This window comes from Klebsiella sp. JN_Kp127, from assembly GCF_040062505.1.
In the GTDB taxonomy this organism is placed as follows: Bacteria; Pseudomonadota; Gammaproteobacteria; order Enterobacterales; family Enterobacteriaceae; genus Klebsiella; species Klebsiella quasipneumoniae.
Window position 1 is genome coordinate 176,753 of the sequence record NZ_JBEAHS010000053.1, and the last position, 26,145, is coordinate 202,897.

At 57.6% G+C, this 26,145-nt stretch carries 21 protein-coding genes and 1 other annotated feature; of the genes, 9 read left to right on the forward strand and 12 right to left on the reverse strand.

Annotated elements, in window-relative coordinates:
• Positions 1-28: 28 nt before the first annotated feature.
• From acnA to topA, 4 genes are all read right to left on the reverse strand, one after another.
• Positions 29-2,701 carry an aconitate hydratase AcnA gene (gene acnA / locus ABLV04_RS22945; protein WP_023289335.1) on the reverse strand — a complete coding sequence of 891 codons (2,673 nt, stop codon included), beginning with the start codon at positions 2,699-2,701 and terminating at the stop codon, positions 29-31.
• Positions 2,702-3,090: 389 nt separating this feature from the next.
• Positions 3,091-3,258 (reverse strand): YmiA family putative membrane protein, encoded by a 168-nt coding sequence (locus ABLV04_RS22950; protein ID WP_002901776.1) that lies wholly within the window; start codon positions 3,256-3,258, stop codon positions 3,091-3,093.
• A 245-nt stretch (positions 3,259-3,503) separates the two neighbouring features.
• Positions 3,504-4,478 carry an HTH-type transcriptional regulator CysB gene (cysB, locus tag ABLV04_RS22955; protein ID WP_004203875.1) on the reverse strand — a complete coding sequence of 325 codons (975 nt, stop codon included), beginning with the start codon at positions 4,476-4,478 and terminating at the stop codon, positions 3,504-3,506.
• A gap of 343 nt (positions 4,479-4,821) precedes the next feature.
• Positions 4,822-7,419: a type I DNA topoisomerase gene (gene topA, locus ABLV04_RS22960; protein WP_023289334.1), complete on the reverse strand. Its 2,598-nt coding sequence runs from the start codon at positions 7,417-7,419 to the stop codon at positions 4,822-4,824.
• A 406-nt stretch (positions 7,420-7,825) separates the two neighbouring features.
• Between topA and ABLV04_RS22965 the strand changes: the two genes are divergently transcribed.
• On the forward strand, positions 7,826-8,077 hold the full coding sequence (locus ABLV04_RS22965) for a YciN family protein (RefSeq protein ID WP_002901761.1): 252 nt from the start codon (positions 7,826-7,828) through the stop codon (positions 8,075-8,077).
• Positions 8,078-8,139: 62 nt separating this feature from the next.
• Here the strand turns inward: ABLV04_RS22965 and sohB are convergent, their stop codons facing one another.
• Positions 8,140-9,186, reverse strand: a complete 1,047-nt coding sequence (sohB, locus tag ABLV04_RS22970; RefSeq protein WP_032429135.1) for a protease SohB — start codon at positions 9,184-9,186, stop codon at positions 8,140-8,142.
• 255 nt (positions 9,187-9,441) lie between these two features.
• Between sohB and ABLV04_RS22975 the strand changes: the two genes are divergently transcribed.
• Positions 9,442-10,203 carry a YciK family oxidoreductase gene (locus ABLV04_RS22975; RefSeq protein ID WP_101976737.1) on the forward strand — a complete coding sequence of 254 codons (762 nt, stop codon included), beginning with the start codon at positions 9,442-9,444 and terminating at the stop codon, positions 10,201-10,203.
• Positions 10,200-10,790: a cob(I)yrinic acid a,c-diamide adenosyltransferase gene (gene cobO, locus ABLV04_RS22980; RefSeq protein ID WP_023289331.1), complete on the forward strand. Its 591-nt coding sequence runs from the start codon at positions 10,200-10,202 to the stop codon at positions 10,788-10,790. Before ABLV04_RS22975 ends, cobO begins: the two co-directional genes overlap by 4 nt.
• Before the next feature lie 60 nt (positions 10,791-10,850).
• Here cobO and rluB read toward each other — a convergent pair whose 3' ends face one another.
• The 4 genes from rluB to rnm form a co-directional block, all read right to left on the reverse strand.
• Positions 10,851-11,753: a 23S rRNA pseudouridine(2605) synthase RluB gene (gene rluB, locus ABLV04_RS22985; RefSeq protein WP_023289330.1), complete on the reverse strand. Its 903-nt coding sequence runs from the start codon at positions 11,751-11,753 to the stop codon at positions 10,851-10,853.
• Between the two features lie 380 nt (positions 11,754-12,133).
• Positions 12,134-12,796 (reverse strand): response regulator, encoded by a 663-nt coding sequence (locus tag ABLV04_RS22990; protein WP_101976736.1) that lies wholly within the window; start codon positions 12,794-12,796, stop codon positions 12,134-12,136.
• An 81-nt stretch (positions 12,797-12,877) separates the two neighbouring features.
• Complete coding sequence (locus tag ABLV04_RS22995) at positions 12,878-13,498, reverse strand: L-threonylcarbamoyladenylate synthase (protein ID WP_023289328.1); 621 nt, start codon at positions 13,496-13,498, stop codon at positions 12,878-12,880.
• A gap of 16 nt (positions 13,499-13,514) precedes the next feature.
• Entirely contained in the window at positions 13,515-14,378 is an 864-nt protein-coding gene (gene rnm / locus ABLV04_RS23000; protein WP_023289327.1) for an RNase AM, read from the reverse strand.
• 159 nt (positions 14,379-14,537) lie between these two features.
• Positions 14,538-14,633: a sequence feature (Trp leader region), on the forward strand.
• A gap of 33 nt (positions 14,634-14,666) precedes the next feature.
• Between rnm and ABLV04_RS23005 the strand changes: the two genes are divergently transcribed.
• The 5 genes from ABLV04_RS23005 to trpA are packed head-to-tail and all read left to right on the forward strand — an operon-like array spanning position 14,667 to position 21,198.
• On the forward strand, positions 14,667-16,229 hold the full coding sequence (locus tag ABLV04_RS23005; protein ID WP_023289326.1) for an anthranilate synthase component 1: 1,563 nt from the start codon (positions 14,667-14,669) through the stop codon (positions 16,227-16,229).
• Entirely contained in the window at positions 16,229-17,824 is a 1,596-nt protein-coding gene (trpD, locus tag ABLV04_RS23010; protein WP_023289325.1) for a bifunctional anthranilate synthase glutamate amidotransferase component TrpG/anthranilate phosphoribosyltransferase TrpD, read from the forward strand. The genes ABLV04_RS23005 and trpD overlap by 1 nt, the downstream gene beginning before the upstream one ends.
• A 3-nt stretch (positions 17,825-17,827) precedes the next feature.
• Positions 17,828-19,186 (forward strand): bifunctional indole-3-glycerol-phosphate synthase TrpC/phosphoribosylanthranilate isomerase TrpF, encoded by a 1,359-nt coding sequence (gene trpCF, locus ABLV04_RS23015; RefSeq protein WP_023289324.1) that lies wholly within the window; start codon positions 17,828-17,830, stop codon positions 19,184-19,186.
• Between the two features lie 9 nt (positions 19,187-19,195).
• Positions 19,196-20,389: a tryptophan synthase subunit beta gene (gene trpB / locus ABLV04_RS23020; RefSeq protein ID WP_023289323.1), complete on the forward strand. Its 1,194-nt coding sequence runs from the start codon at positions 19,196-19,198 to the stop codon at positions 20,387-20,389.
• Complete coding sequence (gene trpA / locus ABLV04_RS23025; protein ID WP_147733775.1) at positions 20,389-21,198, forward strand: tryptophan synthase subunit alpha; 810 nt, start codon at positions 20,389-20,391, stop codon at positions 21,196-21,198. Before trpB ends, trpA begins: the two co-directional genes overlap by 1 nt.
• Positions 21,199-21,414: 216 nt before the next feature.
• On the opposite strand, the gene ABLV04_RS23030 is transcribed toward trpA, so the two are convergent.
• Genes ABLV04_RS23030 through ABLV04_RS23040 form a run of 3 tightly spaced genes read right to left on the reverse strand, consistent with a single transcriptional unit; the run spans position 21,415 to position 25,090 of the window.
• A complete protein-coding gene (locus ABLV04_RS23030; RefSeq protein ID WP_147733774.1) occupies positions 21,415-22,674 on the reverse strand; it encodes a glycerate kinase in 1,260 nt (419 codons plus the stop codon).
• A 2-nt stretch (positions 22,675-22,676) separates the two neighbouring features.
• On the reverse strand, positions 22,677-23,765 hold the full coding sequence (locus ABLV04_RS23035) for a tartrate dehydrogenase (protein ID WP_004203857.1): 1,089 nt from the start codon (positions 23,763-23,765) through the stop codon (positions 22,677-22,679).
• 14 nt (positions 23,766-23,779) lie between these two features.
• Positions 23,780-25,090 (reverse strand): MFS transporter, encoded by a 1,311-nt coding sequence (locus ABLV04_RS23040; protein WP_004203856.1) that lies wholly within the window; start codon positions 25,088-25,090, stop codon positions 23,780-23,782.
• 127 nt (positions 25,091-25,217) lie between these two features.
• Between ABLV04_RS23040 and ABLV04_RS23045 the strand changes: the two genes are divergently transcribed.
• Entirely contained in the window at positions 25,218-26,126 is a 909-nt protein-coding gene (locus ABLV04_RS23045; protein ID WP_004203855.1) for a LysR family transcriptional regulator, read from the forward strand.
• The last annotated feature ends 19 nt before the right edge of the window (positions 26,127-26,145 follow it).

Here is a 26,145-nt window from a genome sequence, read left to right on the forward strand (position 1 = left end):
AGAGGGCCAGCGATGCTGGCCCTTCGTTTTACAACATATTGCGGATAACGTAGTGCAAAATGCCGTCGTTGCGGTAGTAGGTGAGTTCGGTCGCCGTGTCGATACGACACCGGCAGGCGATCACCTCCTGCGAGCCGTCAGCGCGGGTGAGGGTCACTGGCACCGTGGCGCCGGGCTGCAGCGACTGCAGGTTACTGACATCAATCCGCTCTTCGCCGGTCAACTGTAGCGTTTTACGGGTGACGCCCTGCGGGAACTCCAGCGGCAGAATACCCATCCCGATCAGGTTGGAGCGGTGGATACGTTCGAAGGACTCGGCGATCACCACCCGGATCCCCAGCAGGCGCGGCCCCTTCGCCGCCCAGTCGCGACTGGAACCTGAGCCATACTCCTTACCAGCAATCACCGCCAGCGGTATGCCCTCAGCTTTATATAGCATCGCTGCATCGTAGATCGCCACCGGTTCGCGGTCCGGCAGATGGCGGGTCATGCCCCCTTCCACCCCCGGCACCATTTCGTTGCGGATGCGGATATTGGCGAAGGTGCCGCGCATCATCACCTCATGGTTACCGCGACGGGAGCCGTAGGAGTTAAAGTCGCGCCGGGCAACCCCATGCTCCTGCAGATAGCGGCCTGCCGGACTATCGGCTTTGATGCTTCCCGCCGGCGAAATGTGGTCAGTGGTCACTGAATCGCCCAGCATGGCGAGGATCCGCGCGCCGTGAATATCCTCCACCGGCAGCGGCTCAATGCCCATCTCGTCAAAGAACGGCGACAGGCGAATATAGGTCGAATCTTCCTGCCAGTCGTAGGTATCTGACGCCTCCACCTTGATCGCCTTCCACTCCTCTGTCCCGGAAAACACTTCCGCGTACTCTTTGCGGAACATCTCCGTGGAGACCTGTTCCACCGCGCGGGCAATCTCCTCCCCGCTCGGCCAGATATCTCTCAGATAGACCGGCTCGCCGTCGCTGCCCTGCCCCAGCGGCTCGCGGGTAAGATCGATGTTCATGTTCCCGGCCAGCGCGTAAGCGACCACCAGCGGCGGCGAGGCCAGCCAGTTGGTTTTCACCAGCGGGTGGATACGCCCTTCGAAGTTACGGTTACCGGAGAGCACCGCCCCGACGGTGAGGTCGCCTTTTTTGATTGCTTCTTCAATAGGTTCCGGCAGCGGGCCGGAGTTACCGATACAGGTGGTACAGCCATACCCCACCAGATTGAAGCCAAGCTGGTCGAGGTAAGGCGTCAGGCCGGCATGGGCCAGATAATCCGACACCACTTTCGAGCCCGGGGCCAGAGAAGCTTTCACCCACGGCTGCGGCTGCAGTCCGCGTTCGACGGCTTTTTTCGCCAGCAGGCCGGCGGCCATCAGCACGCTGGGGTTGGAGGTGTTGGTACAGGACGTGATCGCCGCAATGGCCACAGCGCCATCCGGCAGCGAATAGTGATGCCCGTTCAGCGTATACGCCACCGGCTGGCGCTGACGCTGAAGGTGGTTAACCTCCAGCTCGCCGCTGGCGGCAAAGGCTTTCGGCACATCGCCGAGCGCCACGCGATCCTGCGGCCGCTTCGGCCCGGCGAGGCTTGCTTCAACGCTGCCCATATCCAGCGCCAGGGTACTGGTAAAGACCGGCTCATCGCCCGGCTGGCGCCACATGCCCTGCGCTTTGGCATAGGCTTCCACCAGCGCCACCTGTTCTTCGCTACGTCCGCTGAGGCGCATATAGCTGAGCGTCACGTCATCGATCGGGAAGAAACCGCAGGTGGCGCCATACTCTGGCGCCATATTGGCGATGGTGGCGCGGTCGGCCAGGGGTAAGGTATCCAGACCGTCACCGTAGAACTCAACAAATTTTCCGACAACGCCGTGCTGGCGCAGCATCTGAGTGACCGTCAGGACCAGGTCAGTAGCGGTAATGCCTTCGCGCAATTTGCCGCTGAGCTTAAAGCCTACCACATCGGGGATCAGCATCGACACCGGCTGGCCAAGCATGGCGGCTTCCGCTTCAATCCCGCCCACGCCCCAGCCCAGCACGCCGAGCCCGTTAATCATGGTGGTATGGGAGTCGGTACCCACCAGGGTATCCGGCCACGCCATCCACTTCCCATTCACCTCTTCGCTCCACACCGCCCGTCCGAGATATTCCAGGTTGACCTGGTGGCAAATCCCGGTGCCCGGCGGCACCACGCTGAAGCGGCTGAAGGCCTGCTGCCCCCAGCGCAGAAAAGCGTAGCGTTCGTGGTTACGTTCCATTTCCAGGCGGACGTTGTCTTCAAAGGCTTCGTCATCGCCGAAGCGGTCGACCGTCACCGAGTGGTCGATCACGAGGTCGACCGGCGACAGCGGGTTCACCTTCGCGGTATCGCCGCCCAGGCGTTTCACCGCCTCGCGCATGGCGGCCAGATCCACCACCGCCGGTACGCCGGTAAAGTCCTGCATCAGGACGCGGGCCGGACGATAAGCAATCTCCCTGTCGGCATGGGCCTGCTGCAGCCAACCGGCAAGGGCGCGAATATCTTCTTCAGTCACCGAGTCACCGTCCTGCCAGCGCAACAGGTTCTCCATCAGCACCTTCAGCGACTTGGGCAGTCGACTGAGATCGCCCAGCTGCTTCTCCGCCAGCGGCAGACTGTAGTAATGCCAGGTTTTCGCGTTAACCTGCAGCGTATCCTTACTGGCTTCTCGTAGGGTTGACGACATAGCTCCTCCTTTATCTCAGGGATGGCATACCCCGATTCTCCTCAGGGTCTCCATTAAAGATAACACATGCTGGGCATAACACTTTGATAACAACCCAAATTGCTAAATCTGATGTGACGGAGAGGGGTTAAAAGGGAATTATCTACGCGCAGAAGAAATAGCACCAAAATAGTGCAGAGAGGTCTTTTAAGCGATATTGTATTAGTACACGAGGACAAAAAAAGAGCTAATCATTACCTGCTGGCCGATTAGCTCTTGTGATTGATTTCAGGTTGGATGAATCCCGCGGCAAAATATATTCTCCCTGTATTGCCGTTCACTGATTTTATATTACAGTTTCCTTTCACTGTCATAAAAATGACATGTATCTACAACGATGACCTACAGCTTTAGCTGACAATCCAGATGTTGCAGATGGTGAGCGCGATGATGCTCCAGAACATCGCCAGCCCTACCAACACTACGCCCCATACGCGACTACGCAGAACGGGATCGATTTCGGTTTTGTCATTTTCGTATGACATCGCCAGTTTCATGTAATCGATATTACTTATCATATTGTCACCACCAATTGCTCAAATCATCAGGTACAGATAAATCTTAATTATGGATAAACGATTAATCCAGTGAATTTAGGCCTGATGGAATATATTTGACCGGTTATTTGATCGCGGCGGGCATTATGAAAAACGTGTTATCAGAAATTCTTAATTTTGTGATTGGTTCGAGGTTTAAGTTGTTAAATAAGGGCCATGATAGTTAATGGCACTCCTTACACGGAATGCCATTATTTTTAACGGGGTTATTTTTCCGGAAGTTTTATATCTTTGAACATCGCTTCAATATCTTCATTCGACCGTAGCGCCACTGCGGTATCCACGACATCCCGGGTCAGATGGGGTGCAAAACGTTGAATAAAATCATACATGTAGCTTCGTAAGAAGGTGCTACGGCGGAAGCCTATTTTAGTGGTGCTGTGGCTGAAAATACCGTTGGCATCCAGCTTCACCAGGTCCGGATCGGAGACCGGATCTACCGCCATGCTGGCAATCACCCCCACCCCCAGCCCCAGGCGAACATAGGTTTTAATGACGTCGGCATCGGTAGCGGTAAAGACAATGCGCGGCGTCAGGCCCGCACGGTTAAACGCGGTGTCCAGTTCGGAGCGGCCCGTGAAGCCAAAGGTATAGGTCACCAGCGGGTACTGCGCCAGCTCTTCTATTGATACCGAGCCCCTGGAGGCCAGAGGATGCTCCGGCGTCACCACGATCGACCGGTTCCAGTGATAGCATGGCAGCATCACCAGGTCGTCATACAGATGCAGCGCTTCGGTAGCAATGGCGAAGTCGGCGTTGCCTTTCGACACGGCTTCGGCGATCTGGGTTGGCGAACCCTGATGCATATGGAGCGACACCCGCGGATAGCGTTCAATAAAGCCCTTGATCACCCCGGGCAACGCATAGCGCGCCTGGGTATGGGTGGTCGCCACGTATAGCGACCCTTTGTCCGGCCAGGTATGCTCCCCGGCGACAGATTTGATGGCATCGACTTTCGACAACACCTCGCGGGCAATACGGATGATCTCCTGCCCGGCAGGCGTCACCTGAGTCAAATGCTTGCCGCTGCGGGCAAAGATTTGGATGCCCAGCTCGTCTTCCAGCATACGCACCTGCTTACTGATGCCTGGCTGAGAGGTATAAAGCCCTTCGGCGGTGGATGAAACATTCAGGTTATGGTTAACCACCTCAACGATGTAGCGAAGCTGTTGTAGTTTCATGCTGATATCCGTTTGCGCGTAAAATGAAGCCGCTTAATACACTTTACGTTCAGGCAACTTGTCGCCGGTGAAGGCCAGGCCTCCCGGCAGTTGACCATAGTGGCGCCGCAACGCATCCTGAAAGCGATGATGTATAAGACGTTTTAATAATAAAAAAGGCATTAACTATAACCACTATATCATTTATATCAACACTGTATAGACGGTAACGAAAAATAATATAGGTGGTTATAAGAGGGTGAAAAGCGCGGAGAGAAAGGAAAACGACACGGCAGAGGCATCTATGGCCCCTGCCGGCCGCCAGAGCAGGAAAAGCGCCCTTTTCCTGCCTGATAATGGTCAGTTACTTTTTAGCTTCCGTCCATTTACCGTCGATAAAGAAGGCAGACCAGCCGGTCGCTTTGCCCTCTTTTTCGGACGCTACGTACTGTTGCTTCGTTTTACGGCTAAAGCGCACCAGCGTCTTATTGCCTTCCGGATCCTGCTGCGGCGCATCGGCGAGATAACGCAGTTTTTCCGGCAGACGATCGCGGAAGCGGTACAGCTCTTCCACCAGCGGCGCGCGCGTTTCCCGTGATTTCGGGAAGGTGTTGGCCGCCAGGAAGACGCCCGCGGCCCCGTCACGCAGCACGAAATAGGCGTCAGACTTCTCGCACGGCAGCTCCGGCAGCGGCACCGGATCTTCCTTCGGCGGCGCCACTTCCCCATTTCGCAGGATCTTACGCGTATTCTTACACTCGTCGTTGGTACAAGCCATGTACTTCCCAAAACGCCCCATCTTCAGGTGCATCTCGGAGCCGCACTTCTCGCACTCCACTACCGGACCGTCATAGCCCTTGATGCGGAACTCGCCCTCTTCAATCTCATAGCCATCGCAGGTCGGGTTGTTACCGCAGACGTGCAGTTTACGCTTGGGATCGATAAGGTAGCTGTCCATCGCCGTACCGCACTTCTGGCAGCGGCGTTTGGCGCGCAGCGCGTTAGTTTCGGCGTCATCGCCTTCCAGCACGTTGAGGACTTCGTTTTCCGGCACCAGGTTAATGGTGGTTTTGCAGCGCTCTTTCGGCGACAGGGCATAGCCCGAACAACCGAGGAAAACGCCGGTGCTGGCGGTACGGATACCCATTTTACGGCCGCAGGTCGGGCAGTCGATGCTGGTAAGCACCATCGGGTTCGGCTGCATGCCGCCCTCTTCCGGATCTTTCTCCGCCGTCTCCAGCTGGGTGGTAAAATCGCCGAAGAAGTGGTTCAGCACCTCTTTCCACTCGGCCTGGTGGTTAGCCACCTGATCGAGACGATCTTCCATCTGCGCGGTGAAGTCGTAGTTCATCAGATCGCGGAAGTTCTCTTCCAGTCGGTCGGTGACGATCTCGCCCATTTTCTCCGCGTAGAAACGACGGTTTTCCACTCGCACGTAACCACGATCCTGAATGGTGGAGATAATCGAGGCATAGGTCGACGGACGGCCGATGCCGCGTTTTTCCAGCTCTTTAACCAGCGAGGCTTCGCTGAAGCGCGCCGGCGGCTTGGTAAAGTGCTGCGCAGGCGTCAGCTCGACCAGGCTCAGCTGGTCGCCCTGTTTGACCAGCGGCAGGGTCCGGTCTTCATCGCCCTTGCGCAGGGCCGGCATCACTTTGGTCCAGCCGTCGAAGCGTAAGGTACGACCGCGCGCTTTCAGTTTGAAATCGCCCGCCGCCACGGTTAGCGTCGTGGAGTCGTACTGCGCCGGCGTCATCTGACAGGCGACAAACTGGCGCCAGATCAGCTGATACAGTTTCTGCGCATCCGCTTCCATATCTTTCAGCGTTTCCGCCAGCACGTTCACATCAGACGGACGAATCGCTTCGTGCGCTTCTTGTGAATTTTCTTTGCTGGCGTACTGATTCGCGCTTTCCGGCAAATATTTTTTACCAAACTTATCGCTGATATAACCGCGAACCATGTTCAGCGCGTCCTGACTCAGGTTGGTGGAGTCGGTACGCATATAGGTGATGTGCCCCGCCTCATAGAGACGTTGAGCCATCATCATGGTCTTTTTCACGCCGAAGCCGAGACGGGTGCTGGCCGCCTGCTGCAGGGTGGAGGTGATGAACGGCGCGCCCGGCTTACTGCTGGTCGGCTTGTCTTCCCGCTCCAGTACGCTGTAGCTGGCTTTTTCCAGCAGCGATACCGCCGCCATCGTCTCATCACGGCTGACCGGACGGAATGGCTTATCATCCTTATGGGTCACCTGCAGCGGCAGCGCGTCGCCGCCCGGCGTGGTGGTACTGGCATCAACTTCCCAGTACTCTTCCGGGACGAACGCTTTGATTTCACGCTCACGCTCCACCACCAGGCGGACCGCGACGGACTGCACGCGCCCGGCAGAAAGACCACGGGCGATTTTTTTCCACAGCAGCGGCGAAACCATATAACCCACCACGCGGTCCATAAAGCGACGCGCCTGCTGGGCGTTAACCCGATCGATATTCAGCTCGCCCGGCTTTTCGAAAGCCTGACGAATGGCGTTTTTGGTGATCTCATTGAACACCACGCGGCTGTAACGCTGCTCATCGCCGCCGATGACTTCCCGCAGGTGCCAGGCAATGGCTTCCCCTTCGCGGTCAAGGTCGGTTGCGAGATAGATGTGGTCAGCTTTTTCCGCCAACTGTTTGAGTTCGGAAACTACCTTTTCTTTACCCGGAAGTACTTCATAATGCGCATTCCAGTCATGCCATGGGTCCACGCCCATGCGGTTAACCAGAGCACCACGTTCGTCCTTTTTAGGCTTTTTAGCCCCTTTGGTGGCGGTAGAGTCGGTGCTCTTTTTGGAAGCTGATCCACTGGTCGGCAAATCGCGGATATGACCGACGCTGGATTTCACCACGTAGTCATTACCCAGATACTTATTGATCGTTTTGGCTTTTGCCGGGGACTCAACGATAACGAGAGCTTTACCCATATTCACCTTTACCTAATTTGATTCATCCAGGAATACATCGCACATTCATACACCCTCCACTGGCGACTGCCTCATATGTTGCGGCACCGTCGGTGAATATCAACCCAGAACACCTGTTTCAACTCCGTAAAACCAGGCGCTTGAGTTTGCTGACCTTTTTTCGTCAGGTGACATAGCACGAAGAATTTTTGGCCGAATGTCAAGCAAATCTGTTGCCAGATCGCCGAAAGCGTCACACTGTACCTGATAAAATTCGTTACGCAACTTTATTAGCATGCAAAAGCGAATCACGCCAGTAAACGGCTGTTTCTCCACTGGTTACGATTACCCCTGTTTTGTCCATGGAAAATTTGCCCCGCGCCGCCGCGCGGCGTAAACTACGCCCGGAGAAAAAGAGGAGTCCGTTATGCAAGGTACAACCCAACCAATCGATCGCCAGACGCTGCTCGAAAAAGCCAACAAACTTATTCGCGAACATGAGGATACGTTAGCCGGTATCGAAGCCACCGACGTCGTTCAGCGCAACAATGTCCTGGTGTTTAGCGGTGAGTTTTATCTTGATGAGCAGGGTCTGCCGACGCCAAAGAGTACAGCGGTATTTAATATGTTTAAGTACCTCGCCCATGAGCTGTCGGACAAATATCACCTTGTCGATTAAGACCGGCGTAGATTAAGACCGCTCTAAACGAGAACGCGAGGCAGAGCCTCGCGTTTTATCATCTACATCAGCGGCTTCTGTCCGCGCTGCCACCAGCGCAGCAGCAGTCGATCGGCACTCTCCGCCGCGCTACCGGTGAAGCGATCGAGCATTTTCTTACGCTGTTGATAACGCACCCCGATCACCTCGTGGCTTTCCATTAATCCCAGCAGCAGCTCATCGCTGGTTTCAACCGCATCCACCAGCCCTTTTTCCAGCGCCTGTACCCCGTACCAGTGTTCGCCAGTGGCCACCTGCTCAATATCAAGGCCCGGGCGCATCCGATGGACGAAATCCTTGAACAAATGGTGCGTCTCATTGAGATCCTCGCGGAACTTGCGCCGTCCTTCTTCAGTGTTTTCACCCAGCATAGTGAGCGTTCGTTTGTACTGTCCGGCGGTGTGCAGTTCGATATCAATATCTTTGTTCTTCAGGAAACGGTGCAGGTTTGGGATCTGCGCCACCACGCCAATAGAGCCGAGGATCGCAAACGGCGCCGAGACAATTTTGTTCGCCACGCAGGCCATCATATAGCCGCCGCTGGCCGCCACTTTATCGACCGCCACCGTCAGCGGGATCTGTTTGTCACGCAAGCGCTGCAGCTGAGAGGCAGCCAGCCCGTAGCCGTGCACCACCCCGCCGGGGCTTTCCAGACGAATCACCACCTGATCGCGCGCTTTCGCCGCGGCCAGCACCGCGGTGATCTCTTCGCGCAGGCTGGTGACCTCATGGGCATCCATACTACCTTTGAAATCCAGCACCCAGGCGCGCGGCTTGCCTTCCGGCTCCACGTTACCCAGCTTCGCCCGCGCTTTCGCCGCCTTTGCCTCTTGCTTTTGCTTTTTCTTCTGCGACTTATGCCACTGCTTCTGCTGCGGGCCATCCAGCAGGGCCACCGCCAGCGACTCCTTCATCTCTTTATAATGCTCGCTAAGATTCGTCACCCGCAGCTCGCCGCGCTGCTTCTTGCGCTGGGCCAGGTTGACGATAATAGCGGCAATCACCGCGATAGCGACGACAACGGTCGCGATCTTGGCTAAAAATAAGCCATATTGAGCAAGTAATTCCACGTTTTCACCTTGTGTAAAGCACTGACGTTGCTGCACAGTGTACATCAGCCCTTGGCGAGAAGTCTTTGTGCTTTGTGTCCTCTGCGCAGCGGATTCCGTTTTTTTTCAGCGAGGCTGAAATCGTTGCAAGATATTAATTTTGTGAATACTTTCCGCTTCGCCGATTGCAATGGCGGGCGCTTTCAGGCATAACAGCGCAAAAGTGAGATACCAAAGATGAAGCGCGATCGAGAGCCGATCGCCAAAGGAGTCGCCGTGCATTATCAACCGCAACGCCACTTGCTGAAAGATCGCATCATTCTGGTCACCGGGGCCAGCGACGGAATTGGCCGTGAAGCGGCCCTGACCTACGCCCGCTACAGCGCCAGCGTGATTCTGCTTGGCCGCAACGACGAAAAACTGCGCGCCGTCGCCCAGGAGATTGAACGCGAGGGCGGTATTTCCCCCTGCTGGTTTACTCTCGACCTGCTAACCTGCACGCCGCAGGCGTGTCAGCAGCTGGCGCAGCAGATCAGCATGCACTATCCCCGCCTTGACGGCGTGCTGCACAATGCTGGCCTGCTCGGCGATATCTGCCCGATGGATGAGCAGAAACCGGAGGTCTGGCAGCAGGTGATGCAGGTGAACGTCAATGGCACCTTTATGCTGACCCAGGCGCTTCTTCCTTTATTACTCCGTTCTGAATCAGGTTCGCTGGTCTTTACCTCATCCAGCGTCGGTCGTCAGGGTCGCGCCAACTGGGGCGCCTATGCCGTCTCCAAATTCGCCACCGAAGGGATGATGCAGGTGCTGGCCGACGAGTACCAAAGCCGCCACCTGCGTGTGAACTGCATCAACCCTGGCGGTACCCGCACCGGCATGCGCGCCAGCGCGTTCCCGACGGAAGATCCGCTGAAACTGAAAACCCCCGCTGACATTATGCCCGTCTATCTGTGGCTGATGGGCGACGACAGTCGTCGCAAGACGGGAATGACCTTCGACGCCCAACCGGGGCGTAAACCAGGAATTGCCCAATGAGTGATGAACGCTACCGCGAACGCCAGCAGCGGCTGAAAGATAAAGTTGACGCCCGGGTGGCGGCGGCCCAGGACGAACGCGGCATTGTGATGGTCTTTACCGGCAACGGCAAAGGCAAAACCACCGCCGCCTTTGGCACCGCGACCCGCGCCGTCGGCCACGGCAAAAAAGTCGGCGTGATCCAGTTTATTAAGGGGACCTGGCCTAACGGCGAGCGTAATCTGCTGGAGCCACACGGCGTCGAATTCCAGGTAATGGCGACAGGCTTTACCTGGAACACCCAGGACCGCGACAGCGACACCGCCGCCTGTCTGGCGGTCTGGGAGCATGCCCGCCGTATGCTTGCCGACGACCAGCTCGATCTGGTGCTGCTGGACGAACTGACCTACATGGTGGCCTACGATTACCTGCCGCTGGAGGCGGTGCTGAGCGCCCTTCGTGAGCGTCCTGCCCACCAGTCGGTGATCATCACCGGCCGCGGCTGTCATCGCGATATTATTGAACTGGCGGATACCGTCAGCGAGCTGCGCCCGGTGAAACATGCCTTTGATGCCGGCATTAAAGCACAGATGGGGATTGACTACTGAGGGCCGGATACGGCGAAAGGAAGTCCGCGTTCCGGCGCAAAACCACCGGAACGCGCAACATTAACCGTTGGTCTTATTGCGGGTACTGGAACGGCGGTTGCTGTTATTACCCTGGCGCGGGTTAGCGCTGCTCTGGCTGTGGCGCTTCACCGCCCGGCGGATCTGATTGGCTTTCAACCGGCGACGATCTTTTTCAACGGCGACCTTAGAGCTGGTTTCCGGAGTGAGTTCCACCAGCTCGCGCAGGTAGTTGGTCTGCGCCAGGTCCAACTCGGTATAGCCGCCGCGCGGCAGGCCTTTCGGCAGCAAAATATCGCCGTAGCGCACGCGGATCAGGCGGCTGACCTGCACGCCGACCGCTTCCCACAGGCGACGCACTTCGCGGTTACGCCCTTCGGTCAGGGTGACGTTGTACCACTGGTTAATCCCTTCACCGCCGGTGAATTTAATGGTTTTAAACGCCGCCGGACCATCTTCTAGCTGCACGCCGCGAGACAGCTGACGCAGCTTATCTTCATCCACCTGGCCGAAAACGCGAACGGCGTACTCACGCTCGACTTCACGGCTCGGGTGCATCAGACGGTTTGCCAGTTCGCCGTCGGTGGTGAACAGCAGCAGGCCGCAGGTGTTGACGTCCAGACGACCAACGGCAATCCAGCGCGCGCCGCGCAGTTTAGGCAGACGATCGAACACCGTCGGGCGCCCTTCCGGATCGTTACGGGTGCACAGTTCGCCTTCCGGCTTGTAGTAAGCCAGCACGCGGCAGATCTGCTCGGCGGACTCTTTCACCGAGATCAGATGGCCATCGATACGAATTTTTAAACCGGGGACGATTTCCACACGGTCGCCGAGGGTGGCGATTTTGCCATCGACGCTGACGCGGCCAGCTTCGATTTTCGCTTCAATTTCACGGCGGGAGCCGTGGCCGGCGCGGGCCAGCACTTTTTGCAGTTTCTCGCTCATTGAGCTTCCTTAAGGTGTCGCCTTCCCAGGCGTCTGGTATGCTTTATGAAACAATGAGGCCTTTATCAACAACTCATTGTTACGTATATACTTTTTACGTAAAGTCTCGCTGGCATGCGCAAAACATTCACCGCGAGCCCGTAATCGTGGCCGAACATACTACACTAACTTCGTCGGGAAAGCTTCTGTTCGCCACACCGCGCCTTGAGTATGGAACAGATTTTGCGCGGACGCTTAAATTTGCGAGCAGCCTGAACCTGAAAAGACCTGGTGGGTCATTGATTATCAATCCGGGAAAGGAAATTTACAGATAACCCGCCTCCAGCGTGGATTTAGCAAGGGGTGGAATGCAGAAGCCATCCTCTGGATTTGATGGATAATTATTTTTTTAACGCCCCCATGACCAGGCGAAATAATTCCGGCGGATTATTGGTCGCGTCTAAAGCGCCATGCTGTTTTGCTTGTTCCTTATGCTGAGCAGCATTGGAGCTCGCATAGATAATGTATGGAATGTCTTTGCCCTTTCTTCTTAGCTCATCCAGGAGAGTATATCCCGCACGATCATCCCCAGGCCTCTTCATATCGGAAATAATCACATCAAACGACTGATTTTTTAGTCTTTCGAGAGCCTCGTCGGTAGATACTACATTAACAAACCTTATGCCCAGAGCTTCCATGGACTGACGTTCAAAGCGATTACCATTGGGTCTGTCATCAACCCACAAGATGACGGCATCACCCGCTCTTCGCAATACTCTCGGCGTTACAGCCTGAGACACTACGTTGACGTCATCCAGAACGCTTTGCTCTACATTACCCTCGCCTTTAGCAATGGTACCTTTGCTGGCCAATGCAGCGGCAAGATTGGCACTAGACTCAGCCCCTTTATTGAAGGTCTCGACTTCAAAGCCGGGACCTTTAATGGAAAGGCGGCTGAGGTTTTCAAGAAACCGGTTGATTGCAGTTCCAAATCGACATAGAAAAAACAGAACAATAGCGGGCCAAATAACAACATTGATTAACGATATCAGCTCATGAAGCATAACCAGGTTCTCCCATGAGACTTTCAGGAGCCAGACAGGCTCCTGACCTTCGAGCGTTGCTTCAGCCCACTTTTCGTCAGATTACAGAAACGGCCTCACGTCGCCGACGCCTTCGCGCAGAACCACCGGAGCGTCTTCAGTGAGATCGATAACCGTGGTCGGCTGCTGTCCAAGGAAGCCGCCGTGGATAATGAGGTCCACGACTTTCTCCAGACGATCTTTGATCTCTTCCGGGTCGGATTCGGTAAAGTCGCTGCCGGGCAGCATCAGCGAGGTGGAGAGCATCGGTTCGCCTAAGGTCTCAAGCAACGCCTGAGCGATGGGATTGGACGGGACGCGCATACCAATGGTTTTACGCTTCTCCTGCAGCAGCCGGCGCGGCACCTCTTTCGTTCCTTTGAGGATAAAAGTGTAGTTGCCCGGCGTATTGTTTTTCATCAGGCGAAACGCCACGTTGTCCACAAAGGCGTAGGTTGACAGTTCGGACAGGTCGCGGCACATCAGGGTGAAGTTGTGTCCGTCCGGCAGCTGACGGATGCGGCAGATCCGCTCCATCGCGCCCTTGTCTTCAATTTTGCAGCCCAGCGCGTAGCCGGAGTCAGTAGGATAAACGATCACCCCGCCCTTACGCACAATCTCCACCGCCTGGTTAATCAACCGCGCCTGCGGGTTATCCGGATGGATATAAAAAAACTGGCTCATACTTCCCTCTCAATTTTTATTCGGCGGCCGCTTCCCAGCTGTGCCAGACGCCTTCGACGCCGGCAGGGAGCCAGAGCTTACGGCCAAGCTCGATCCACGCGCAGGGTTGATGGAAATCGGATCCCTGCGACGCCAGAAGACCAAACTGCACGGCCAGGGCGGCCAGTTGAGCGCGTTCGTGGGGCGCCTGCTGGCACTGGGCCACTTCCATGGCATCACCGCCCTGCTCGCTAAAGTGGGCCAACAGCCGCTTCAGCCACTTGGCGGAAAGATCGTAACGTCCGGGATGGGCTATCACCGCCTTGCCGCCAGAATGATGAATGACATCAATTGCTTGTTTTATTGTACACCACTGCGGCGGCACGTAACCGGTTTTCCCGCGGGCAAGGTATTTTTTGAAGACCTCCGCCATGTTCTTCGCGTGGCCGGCCTCCACCAGAAAACGGGCAAAATGGCCGCGGGTGACGGCGCCACCGTCCGCCAGCCGCAGCGCCCCTTCCCAGGCGCCGGGGATGCGCGCCTTCTCCAGACGCTCGGCTATCATCTGCCCGCGCTGCTGGCGCCGCGCTTTCTGCTCCTCCAACAGGGCGGTCATCGCCGGGTGCGCAATATCAATATTGAGACCCACAATATGAATCTCGTGATTCTCCCAGAGGGTGGAAATCTCGACGCCGTTCACCAGGGTCAAGGGTAATCCGGCGCGGGCAATCTCTTCCCGGGCCGCCGGGATAGCCGCCACGCTGTCATGGTCGGTGATCGCCAGCGTGCCAACGCGCATCTCATGGGCGCGATGGACCAGTTCCTGCGGAGTCAGCCGCCCGTCAGAGGCGGTGGTATGGCTGTGCAGATCGTAAATCACTGCGTATTGGCTGTCGCTCAAAAGGACTCCTGCTGGACATCAACGTAAATAAGCGCATTATCATACCGACAGGCAGAGAAAATCTGCAAACAAGGGTTGACTTTATTCCATTGAACTAGTTAACTAGTACGCAAGTTCACATGAAGGGGTATCACGATGAAAATGCACTTTATCACTCTGCACAGCTGGTGGCGCACCTCCTGATAACGGGCGGCGTGATCGCGTTTTGCATTCAGCATACAGATACCCGGCCCGCCAATGAGCGGGCTTTTTATTGGACAAAAATAATACGAACAGGCGAGAACAATAATGCAAACATCCAAACCGGCACTCGAGCTTCTCACCAGCGACGCCATCTACCGGGAGAACCCGACGGCGTTATTCCACCAACTGTGCGGCGCCCGTCCGGCCACCCTGCTGCTGGAATCGGCTGACATCGACAGCAAAGATGACTTAAAAAGCCTGCTGCTGGTCGACAGCGCGCTGCGCATCACTGCCCTCGGTGACACTGTCACCATTCAGGCCCTCTCCGCCAACGGCGCCGCGCTGCTGGAGCTGCTGGACGGCGCGCTGCCCTCCGGGATCGCCAATCAGCGCCAGCCCAACGGCCGCATCCTGACCTTCCCGGCGGTCAGCTCCCTGCTCGATGAAGACGCCCGCCTCTGCTCGCTGTCAGTGTTTGACGCCTTCCGTCTCCTGCAGGAGCTGGTGACCGTCCCGGCCAACGAGCGTGAAGCGATGTTCTTCGGCGGCCTGTTCGCCTATGACCTGGTTGCCGGCTTTGAAGATCTGCCGCCGCTGCAGAGCGACACCGCCTGCCCGGACTACTGTTTCTATCTGGCGGAGACCCTGCTGGTCATCGACCATCAGACCAAGCATACCCGCATTCAGGCGAGCCTGTTCACGCCGCTGGAGAGTGAAAAACAGCGCCTGGAGCAGCGCCTGAGCCAGCTACGCCAGCAGCTGAACGAGCCGCCGCTGCCGCTGCCGGTCACCACCGTGGCCGAAATGCGCTGCGACGTTGACCAGAGCGATGAAGAGTACGGCGCGGTGGTGCGCAAAATGCAGCGCGCGATCCGCGCCGGGGAAATCTTCCAGGTGGTCCCTTCCCGCCGCTTCTCGCTGCCCTGCCCGTCGCCGCTGGCCGCCTATGATGTGCTGAAGAAGAGTAACCCCAGCCCATATATGTTCTTTATGCAGGACAACGATTTCACCCTGTTCGGCGCCTCGCCGGAGAGCTCGCTGAAGTACGATGCCGTCAGCCGTCAGATTGAGATCTACCCCATCGCCGGCACCCGGCCGCGCGGCCGCCGCGCCGACGGTTCGCTGGATCGCGATCTCGACAGCCGTATCGAACTGGAAATGCGCACCGATCACAAAGAGCTTTCCGAGCACCTGATGCTGGTGGACCTGGCGCGCAACGATCTGGCCCGCATCTGCACCCCGGGCAGCCGCTATGTCGCCGATTTAACCAAGGTTGACCGTTACTCCTTTGTCATGCATCTGGTCTCCCGGGTGGTGGGTGAACTGCGTCAGGATCTTGATGTGCTGCACGCCTACCGCGCCTGCATGAACATGGGCACTCTCAGCGGCGCGCCGAAGGTTCGCGCCATGCAGCTGATTGCCGCCGCCGAAGGTAAACGACGCGGCAGCTACGGCGGCGCGGTGGGCTATTTCACCGCCCACGGCGACCTCGACACCTGCATCGTCATCCGTTCCGCCTACGTGCAGGAGGGTATCGCTACCGTCCAGGCCGGAGCCGGCATTGTGCTCGACTCGGTTCCCCAGTCGGAAGCGGATGAGACCCGAAATAAAGCCCGCGCGGTGCTGCGCGCCATTGCCCAGGCCCATCACGCGAAGGAGATTTTCTGATGGCTGACATTCTGCTGCTCGATAATATCGATTCTTTCACCTATAACCTGGCAGACCAGCTGCGCGCCAACGGCCATAACGTGGTGATTTACCGTAACTCCGTTCCGGCGCAGGCGCTGATTGAGCGTCTGGGCACCATGGACAACCCGGTGCTGATGCTCTCCCCTGGCCCGGGTACGCCAAGCGAAGCCGGCTGCATGCCGGAATTGCTGACCCGCATGCGGGGCAAGCTGCCGATCATCGGTATCTGCCTCGGCCACCAGGCCATTGTCGAAGCCTACGGCGGCTATGTCGGCCAGGCGGGCGAGATCCTCCATGGCAAAGCCTCCAGCATTGAGCACGACGGCCAGGCGATGTTTGCCGGTCTGGCTAACCCGCTGCCGGTGGCGCGCTACCACTCGCTGGTCGGCAGCAATATTCCCGCCGGGCTGACGATTAACGCCAATTTCAACGGCATGGTGATGGCGGTGCGTCACGATGCGGACCGGGTGTGCGGCTTCCAGTTCCACCCGGAATCGATCCTCACCACCCAGGGCGCGCGACTGCTGGAGCAGACTCTGGCCTGGGCGCTGCAGAAGCTGGAGCATACCAACACCCTCCAGCCGATCCTGGAGAAACTGTACCAGGCGGAAACCCTGAGTCAGCAGGAGAGCCACCAGCTGTTCTCCGCTGTGGTGCGCGGCGAAGTGAAGCCTGAACAGCTGGCCGCCGCGCTGGTCAGCATGAAAGTGCGCGGCGAGCAGCCGCAGGAAATTGCCGGCGCCGCCACCGCGCTACTGGAAAACGCCGCGCCGTTCCCGCGCCCGGACTACCTGTTTGCCGACATCGTCGGCACCGGTGGCGACGGCAGCAACAGCATTAATATCTCCACCGCCAGCGCGTTTGTCGCCGCCGCCTGTGGATTAAAAGTGGCGAAGCACGGCAACCGCAGCGTCTCCAGTAAATCAGGCTCTTCCGACCTGCTGGCGGCCTTCGGCATTAATCTCGATATGAACGCCGATAAATCCCGCGCGGCGCTCGATGAGCTGGGCGTCTGCTTCCTGTTCGCGCCCAAGTATCACACCGGTTTCCGCCACGCGATGCCGGTCCGTCAGCAGTTGAAGACCCGTACCCTGTTTAATGTGCTGGGACCGCTGATCAACCCGGCGCATCCGCCGCTGGCGCTGATTGGCGTCTACAGCCCGGAGCTGGTGTTGCCGATTGCGGAAACCCTGCGCGTACTCGGTTATCAGCGCGCGGCCGTGGTGCACAGCGGCGGGATGGATGAAGTCTCGCTGCATGCGCCCACGGTGGTCGCCGAGCTGCATGCCGGAGAAATCAAAAGCTATCAGTTGACCGCCGACGACTTCGGCCTGACGCCTTACCATCAGGCGCAGCTGGCGGGCGGTACGCCGGAAGAAAACCGTGACATTCTGACGCGCTTGCTACAAGGTAAAGGTGAAGCCGCTCACGAAGCCGCCGTCGCCGCCAACGTCGCCATGTTGATGCGTTTACACGGGCATGAAGATCTGAAAGCTAACGCTCAGCAGGTACTGGATGTGCTGCACAGCGGCGCGGCCTATGACAGAGTGACCGCCTTAGCGGCAAGAGGGTAAAGAATGCAGACCGTTTTAGCAAAAATCGTTGCCGACAAAGCGATTTGGGTGGAAGCCCGCAAACAACAACAACCGTTAGCCAGTTTTCAGAATGAGGTCGTCCCGACGCAGCGCAATTTCTATGACGCGCTGGCCGGCACCCGCACCGCGTTTATTCTCGAGTGCAAAAAGGCCTCGCCGTCGAAGGGGTTGATTCGCGAAGATTTCGATCCGGCGGCGATCGCCAGCATCTACAAACACTACGCCTCGGCGATCTCGGTGCTGTGTGATGAGAAATATTTCCAGGGCAGCTTCGATTTTCTGCCGATCGTCAGCAAGGTCGCGCCGCAGCCGATCCTGTGTAAGGACTTCACCATCGACCCTTACCAGATCTACCTGGCGCGCTACTATCAGGCCGACGCCTGCCTGCTGATGCTCTCGGTGCTCGACGATGAACAATATCGTCAGCTCTCCGCGGTGGCTCACAGCCTGAATATGGGCGTGCTGACCGAAGTCAGCAACGAAGAGGAGCTGGAGCGCGCCATCGCTCTGAAGGCGAAGGTGGTGGGCATTAACAACCGCGACCTGCGCGATATGTCGATTGACCTTAACCGCACCCGTCAGTTGGCGGCGCGTCTCGGCCCGGATGTCACGGTGATCAGCGAATCCGGCATCCATACCTATGCCGAAGTGCGTGAGCTGAGCCACTTCGCCAACGGCTTCCTGATCGGCTCCGCCCTGATGGAGCAGGCGGATCTGGAAGCGGCGGTCAAACGCGTGCTGCTCGGCGAGAACAAAGTGTGCGGCCTGACGCGCCCACAGGATGCCCAGGTGGCCTGGGAGTCCGGCGCCATTTACGGCGGCCTGATCTTCGTCCCGACCTCGCCGCGGGCGGTAAATGATGCCCAGGCCAAAGCGGTGATCGCCGCCGCGCCGCTGCAGTACGTCGGCGTCTTCCGCAATGCGCCGCTGGACGAGGTGGTCGCCCGCGCCCAGGCCCTGGGGCTGGCCGCCGTGCAGCTGCACGGTGATGAAGACCAGGCTTATATCGACGCGCTGCGCGACGCCCTCGCGGATAACGTCCGCATCTGGAAAGCGTTGAGCGTTGGCGAAACGTTGCCGGCCCGTACACTCCGCCATGTCGATAAGTATCTGCTCGACAACGGCCAGGGCGGCAGCGGCCAGCGTTTTGACTGGAGCTTGCTGCAGGGCCAGGATCTGCGCAACGTTATGCTGGCCGGCGGCCTTGGCGCCGATAACTGTGTGGAAGCGGCCAAAAGCGGCTGTGCCGGACTCGATTTCAATTCAGGCGTAGAGTCGCAACCCGGGATTAAAGACGCCAGCAAGCTGGCCTCCGTTTTCCAGACGCTGCGCGCATATTAAGGAGCAATAATGAGCACTTTACTGAACCCCTACTTCGGCGAATTCGGCGGCATGTATGTGCCGCAGATCCTGATGCCCGCCCTGCGCCAGCTGGAAGAAGCCTTTGTCAGCGCGCAGAAGGACCCGGCCTTTCAGGCGGAATTCACCGACCTGCTGAAAAACTACGCCGGTCGTCCGACGGCCCTGACCAAATGCCGGAACCTGACCGAAGGGACCCGCACCACCCTGTACCTGAAACGCGAAGATCTGCTGCACGGCGGCGCGCACAAAACCAACCAGGTACTGGGCCAGGCTCTGCTGGCCAAACGGATGGGCAAAACCGAAATTATCGCCGAGACCGGCGCCGGCCAGCACGGCGTCGCCTCAGCGCTGGCCAGCGCCCTGCTCGGCCTGAAATGCCGTATCTACATGGGCGCTAAGGACGTCGAGCGCCAGTCGCCGAACGTCTTCCGTATGCGCCTGATGGGCGCCGAAGTGATCCCGGTGCACAGCGGTTCCGCCACGCTGAAAGATGCCTGTAACGAGGCGCTGCGCGACTGGTCCGGCAGCTACGAGAAGGCGCACTATATGCTGGGCACCGCCGCCGGTCCGCACCCGTTCCCAACCATCGTGCGTGAATTCCAGCGCATGATTGGCGAAGAGACCAAAGCGCAGATCCTCGAAAAAGAGGGACGCCTGCCGGACGCGGTGATCGCCTGCGTCGGCGGCGGGTCAAATGCCATCGGCATGTTCGCTGATTTTATCGAGGAAACCCATGTCGGCCTGATCGGCGTGGAGCCTGCCGGGCACGGTATCGAAAGCGGGGAGCACGGCGCGCCGCTGAAGCATGGTCGCGTTGGGATCTACTTCGGCATGAAGTCGCCGATGATGCAAACCGCCGACGGCCAGATCGAGGAATCTTACTCCATTTCCGCCGGGCTGGACTTCCCGTCCGTTGGGCCGCAGCACGCGTATCTGAACAGCACCGGGCGCGCCGACTATGTGTCGATCACCGACGACGAAGCGCTGGACGCGTTCAAAGCGCTCTCCCGCCACGAAGGGATCATCCCGGCGCTGGAGTCCTCGCACGCCCTGGCCCACGCGCTGAAGATGATGCGCGAGAACCCGGAAAAAGAGCAGCTGCTGGTGGTTAACCTCTCCGGCCGCGGCGATAAAGACATTTTCACCGTACACGACATCCTGAAAGCGCGAGGGGAAATCTGATGGAACGCTATGAGACGCTGTTTGCCCAACTAAAAAACCGCCAGGAAGGCGCCTTCGTCCCCTTTGTGACCCTTGGCGATCCGGGACCGGAGCAGTCGCTGAAAATTATCGATGCGCTGATCGAAGGCGGCGCCGATGCTCTTGAGCTGGGGATCCCCTTCTCCGACCCGCTGGCGGACGGCCCGACCATCCAGGGCGCGGCCCTGCGCGCCTTCGCCGCGGGGGTGACCCCGGCGCAGTGCTTTGAGATGCTGGCGGCGATCCGCCAGAAGCGTCCGACGATCCCAATCGGCCTGCTGATGTACGCCAACCTCGTCTTCAGCCCGGGTATCGATGAGTTCTATGCCCAGTGCGCCCGCGTCGGCGTCGACTCGGTGCTGGTCGCCGACGTGCCGGTGGAAGAGTCCGCACCGTTCCGCCAGGCGGCGATGCGCCATAACATCGCGCCGATTTTCATCTGCCCGCCCAATGCGGATGACGATTTACTGCGCCAGATTGCCTCATATGGCCGCGGCTACACCTATCTGCTGTCGCGCGCCGGGGTGACGGGTGCGGAAAATCGCGCTGCGCTGCCGCTGCACCATCTGGTGGAGAAGCTGGCGGAATATCACGCCGCGCCGCCGCTGCAGGGCTTTGGCATCTCCGCGCCGGAGCAGGTGAGCGCCGCCATTGACGCCGGCGCCGCCGGGGCGATCTCCGGTTCCGCCATCGTCAAAATCATCGAACGCCATCTTGATGAGCCGCAGGCCATGCTCGACGAGCTGAAAGCCTTCGTCCAGAGCCTGAAGGCGGCGACCAAAACCGCCTGACCGTCAGCCGCCTGGCCTTGCGCCGGGCGGCGATTTCCTCGCGTTAGCTCCCCTTCCACGTCATCTTGCACGCCTGCACATCAGACTGAACGATGATCGACACCTTGACGCCAGGCGATGCGCTTTAACGTGGAAATTGATGGCGGGCGGATACCGAAGATTTGCACCATGTTGAAAGTAAAAATATCGCTCTCCCTGGTACAGGAGAGCGATAGGTCAGGCAATCAATATTGCCCGAATATCATTGACGTTGGTTAACGTTGGGCCGGTCATTACCAGGTCATCGAGCGCATGAAAATAGCTATAGCTATCGTGTGCATCAAGATAACTAGCCGCATTTAGACCACCCATTTTGCCGCGTGTTAGCGTGTCCGGGAATACCAGCGCACCTGCTGCATCTTCCGTTCCGTCGATACCATCACTGTCGCCAGCGATTGCCCATATACCGCTTTCTCCCTGCAACGCACAGGCCAGACTGAGCGCAAATTCAGTATTACGCCCCCCTTTCCCGTGCTGACCCTGACTTACCGTCACGGTGGTTTCGCCCCCCGACAATAGCACTGCCGGACCGGAAACCGGATGACCATATTGCTTCACGGATTTAGCAATCCCGGCCATAACAATGGCCACTTCACGACTTTCGCCTTCTAACGCATCGCCGAGAATAAGCGGCGTCAGTCCGTGTCTGCACGCAGCCAGCGCGGCAGCCTGCAAAGCCAGATGCGGCGTGGCAATGAGTTTTACTTCGCTGTTCACTGCGCTTTCAACCGGGCCTGCCGGCTGGCTTAGCAGTTTATGAACAGGTTCCGGGGTCTGAATACCGTAGCGCTGAAGTACCCGAAGCGCATCAAGCGGCGTGCTGTCATCGGCGACAGTAGGACCTGATGCCACATCTGCCGGGTTATCCCCCGGCACATCGCTGATAATCAGTGACACAATACGGGCCGGTTGCGCCATTCTTGCCAGCTTGCCGCCTTTCACCGCGGAGAGATGACGACGTACCAGATTCATCTCTTTGATATTGGCACCGCTGTGCAGTAGCGCGCGGGTAATGGCCTGCTTATCTTTCAATATTAATCCTGGTGCGGGCAGCGCCATCAACGCCGAACCGCCACCGGAAATGAGCGCCAGCACCAGGTCATCAGAGGTCAATCCGCGCAGCGCTTCCACAATCAGCATTGCGGCAACTTCGCTCATCGAATCCGATACCGGATGAGCAGCCTCGATAATCCGGATGCGACCAGCAGGCACCGCGTAACCGTAACGCGTCACCACCACGCCAGACACATCCACATCCGGCCAGGCTGCATCCACAGCCGCTGCCATTGCCGCCGAGGCTTTACCGGCACCGATTACCACGCAGCGGCCACGCGGTTTTTCCGGCAGGTTAGACAGGATCGCAGGCCCGGCTCGGGCGCTGTCGACAGCATGCTGAAAAATATCCTGCAGGATCTCTGCAGGCTGTTCATTTATCATGGTTATACGGTCTCGGCGATATTTGCTCTGGCTTCAATAAATTCCACTACAGCGCGGGTGACGTCCGCGGTACTGGCCGTTCCACCGACATCTGGCGTCAGAATGCCTTTCTCACAAACATATTCGATACTTTCCATAATCATCGCCGCGGCGTTACGCTCTCCCAGATGTTCAAGCATCTGTACCGCAGTCCAGAAGGTTGCTATCGGGTTAGCAATGCCTTTGCCGGTGATATCAAAAGCTGAACCATGGATAGGTTCGAACATGGAAGGGAAGCGGCGTTCCGGATCAATATTGGCGGTCGGCGCTACGCCCAGACTGCCCGCCAGCGCGCCGGCCAGATCGGAAAGGATATCGGCATGCAAATTGGTGGCAACGATGGTATCCAGGGTCTGGGGATGCAGCGTCATGCGGTGCGTCATCGCATCGACCAGCATCTTGTCCCACTGCACATCCGGGAATTCCTGCGCCACCTCGGCGGCAATCTCATCCCACATCACCATTCCGTGGCGCTGGGCGTTGGATTTAGTCACCACGGTCAGCAGTTTACGTGGACGAGACTGCGCCAGTCTGAAGGCATAGCGCATAATGCGAGTAACCCCGACGCGGGTGAAGATGGCCACCTCGGTGCCGACTTCTTCCGGTAAGCCACGGTGTGCACGGCCGCCGTTACCGGAATACTCACCTTCGGAGTTTTCGCGCACAATCACCCAGTCAAGATCGCCGGGCCCGCGGTTGCGCAGCGGTGAGGTGACACCCGGCAGGATTTTGGTTGGACGCACGTTGGCGTACTGGTCAAACCCCTGGCAAATTGGCAGGCGCAGACCCCAGAGTGTGATGTGGTCAGGGACATCCGGTGCGCCCACCGCGCCGAAGTAAATGGCATCAAATTTTTTTAGTGTGTTCAGCCCTTCTTCCGGCATCATCACGCCATGTTTTTTGTAATAGTCCGACCCCCAGTCAAAGGTCTCCACATCAAACTTCAGCTGCGGATCGTGGCGTGTCAGTGCATGCAGCACTTCAACACCTGCCGAGATGACTTCAGGACCAATACCGTCGGCAGGTATGGCGGCAATTTTATAGTTACGCATAGTAAATTCTCCGGTTAATGAGTATGAGGATGAGTGAGTTCTGCCGTTTGCGGTTTACCCGCCCTGGCAGAAAGGATCAGGACAATGAGGGCCGAAATAGCCAGCAGTCCGGCGACAAAGTACAGGCCCCAGGTGTAGCTACCGGTCTGCTCGCGGATCACCCCAATCATCATCGGGCCGACAAAGCCGCCCAGATTGCCGATGGAGTTAATCGTGGCAATACCCGCGGCCGCAGCCGGGCCGCTGAGGAACACGGTAGGCATACTCCAAAGGGGCGGTTTCGAGGCGCTGATGCCTGCGGTGACCAGGGTTAAGGCAACAATCACGGTAAACAGTGTGCTGACGTTACCGGCGTAAATCAGACCGGCTGCTGCCAGCAGGCAGGCACCAATCACATGCCAGCTGCGCTCTCTGGTGCGGTCAGAATGCCGCGCCCACAGGATCATGGCGATGACGCCGATGACCGCCGGGAAGGCGTTGAGGAAGCCAATCTCCAGTGAGGTAGCACCGAAGCTGCGGATGATTTGCGGGGACCAGATGCCAAGTGTGTACAAGCCGGCAGAAGTACCGAAATAGACCAGCGCCAGAGCCAGTACCCGCTTATCCGCCAGTCCTTTCCATGCGCTGCTGTGGTTCTGTTTTGCCGCCCGGGCCAGCTCCTCGGCCTGCATGGTGTTTTCCAGCCATGCACGCTCTTCGTCAGTCAGCCATTTGGCTTTGGCCGGACGATCGGTAAGAAAGAACAGAACCACAACGCCGAGTATCAGCGCTGGCAAGGCTTCCAGTACAAACATCCACTGCCAGCCGGCGTAGCCGAGAAAGCCATGCATCTCCAGCAGGGCGGCAGAAACAGGCGATCCCAATGCTGTAGAGAGCGGTGCTGCGGCCATAAAGATGGCGGTAACCTGCGCGCGTCTGGCTGCCGGGAACCAATAACTGAGATAAAGGATAATTCCCGGGAAGAAACCGGCTTCCGCTACGCCGAGTAGAAAACGCAGAATGTAGAAGCTCGTCGTACCCTGCACAAAAGCCATGCAGCCAGAGACCAGGCCCCAGGTGATCATGACGCGGGCGATCCAGATGCGGGCCCCTACTTTATGGAGAATTAAGTTTGACGGCACCTCAAACAGAAAGTACCCCAGGAAGAAGATGCCGGCGCCCAGCCCAAAAACGGTGGGTGAAAAACCCAGATCCTGATTCATGGTCAGGGCGGCAAAGCCAATGTTGACACGGTCGAGGAAGGCAATGAAGTACAGCAGCATGATGAAAGGAATAATGCGCAGGGTAACCTTGCGCATCACCTTCTTTTCGAGGTCGTTTTTCATGACGGATGCTCCATAGTAATGTAGGGTTGTTATCGTTTTGTAATAAACCCAGTATGAAGTTTTGAACCGCTTTATCATCGGCATGGCTTTATATAAATAATTTGCATAATCAGGTTTTGGTGAAAAAATGGATATAAATCAGCTACGTTGCTTTGTGGTATTGGGTGATGAGCTTCACTTCGGCCGTGCTGCCCGTAAACTTGAAATGATGCCTGCGTCACTGAGTCGCTTCATAAAACTGCTGGAAGATGATTTGGGGATAAGACTACTGAATCGATCGACCCGCAATGTGTCGCTAACGCCTGAAGGTGCCGCCTTTTTAAATGAGGCCAAAACGGTCATTGCTGATTTCGATGCGCTACGGCAGCGATTCCGGAAAAATAGCCTGTTGCAGAAAAGGACGTTGCGGATCGGAGCTATCGATAGCGCAGCCAAAGGATTACTTCCTGAACTGCTTAATCTTTTCGTCAGGCGTTTTCCGGAGGCAGACATTCATCTTACGGAAGATAAATCTCACAAACTTATCCCCCGACTCATTTCAGGATGGCTGGATGTGGTCTTTGTACGTCCGCCGGAACATATTGATGCCACGCTGACAACACGTTTTATCGCCAATGAAACCTGCGTGCTCGCCGTGCCCGCTAACCACCGCCTGGTCAGTTATGACGAAGTCAGTATCGATGACTTCCGACACGAGCCGGTTATCGTGCCGGAAAGAGGCACCCGGCGTCACAGCCATGACCTGACAATGAATATTTTCAAGGAGGGTGGCAGCATGCCTGTCATCGCGCAGTATGCCGAAGAGAAGCAGACTATCCTGAGTTTTGTTGCCGCTGGACTGGGCATCGCTCTGGTGCCTGCGTCATATAAAGATATGAATGCGGACGGCGTGAAATACCTTAAGCTCGCGCCCAAAAAACATATCGAAGGCCTTCCCCTCAGCGCGATGTGGCATCAGGGAAATAACACTATCTATTTGCGATCCCTACTGGAGATACTTTCCGACAACATCGACGAGCTGACCCGTGATTTGTGACGGAAAAAGATGATTGTTG

Bases quoted from the DNA above. Each gene is read 5' to 3' on its own strand.
- rluB (WP_023289330.1), bottom strand. From the start codon at position 11,753: ATGAGCGAGAAACTGCAAAAAGTGCTGGCCCGCGCCGGCCACGGCTCC.
- ABLV04_RS23040 (WP_004203856.1), bottom strand. From the start codon at position 25,090: ATGAAAAACGACCTCGAAAAGAAGGTGATGCGCAAGGTTACCCTGCGC.
- trpB (WP_023289323.1), top strand. From the start codon at position 19,196: ATGAGCACTTTACTGAACCCCTACTTCGGCGAATTCGGCGGCATGTAT.
- trpA (WP_147733775.1), top strand. From the start codon at position 20,389: ATGGAACGCTATGAGACGCTGTTTGCCCAACTAAAAAACCGCCAGGAA.
- trpD (WP_023289325.1), top strand. From the start codon at position 16,229: ATGGCTGACATTCTGCTGCTCGATAATATCGATTCTTTCACCTATAAC.
- ABLV04_RS22990 (WP_101976736.1), bottom strand. From the start codon at position 12,796: ATGCTTCATGAGCTGATATCGTTAATCAATGTTGTTATTTGGCCCGCT.
- ABLV04_RS23005 (WP_023289326.1), top strand. From the start codon at position 14,667: ATGCAAACATCCAAACCGGCACTCGAGCTTCTCACCAGCGACGCCATC.
- cobO (WP_023289331.1), top strand. From the start codon at position 10,200: ATGAGTGATGAACGCTACCGCGAACGCCAGCAGCGGCTGAAAGATAAA.
- acnA (WP_023289335.1), bottom strand. From the start codon at position 2,701: ATGTCGTCAACCCTACGAGAAGCCAGTAAGGATACGCTGCAGGTTAAC.
- ABLV04_RS22950 (WP_002901776.1), bottom strand. From the start codon at position 3,258: ATGATAAGTAATATCGATTACATGAAACTGGCGATGTCATACGAAAAT.
- topA (WP_023289334.1), bottom strand. From the start codon at position 7,419: ATGGGTAAAGCTCTCGTTATCGTTGAGTCCCCGGCAAAAGCCAAAACG.
- ABLV04_RS23035 (WP_004203857.1), bottom strand. From the start codon at position 23,765: ATGCGTAACTATAAAATTGCCGCCATACCTGCCGACGGTATTGGTCCT.
- ABLV04_RS23045 (WP_004203855.1), top strand. From the start codon at position 25,218: ATGGATATAAATCAGCTACGTTGCTTTGTGGTATTGGGTGATGAGCTT.
- cysB (WP_004203875.1), bottom strand. From the start codon at position 4,478: ATGAAACTACAACAGCTTCGCTACATCGTTGAGGTGGTTAACCATAAC.
- trpCF (WP_023289324.1), top strand. From the start codon at position 17,828: ATGCAGACCGTTTTAGCAAAAATCGTTGCCGACAAAGCGATTTGGGTG.
- ABLV04_RS22965 (WP_002901761.1), top strand. From the start codon at position 7,826: ATGCAAGGTACAACCCAACCAATCGATCGCCAGACGCTGCTCGAAAAA.
- ABLV04_RS22995 (WP_023289328.1), bottom strand. From the start codon at position 13,498: ATGAGCCAGTTTTTTTATATCCATCCGGATAACCCGCAGGCGCGGTTG.
- ABLV04_RS23030 (WP_147733774.1), bottom strand. From the start codon at position 22,674: ATGATAAATGAACAGCCTGCAGAGATCCTGCAGGATATTTTTCAGCAT.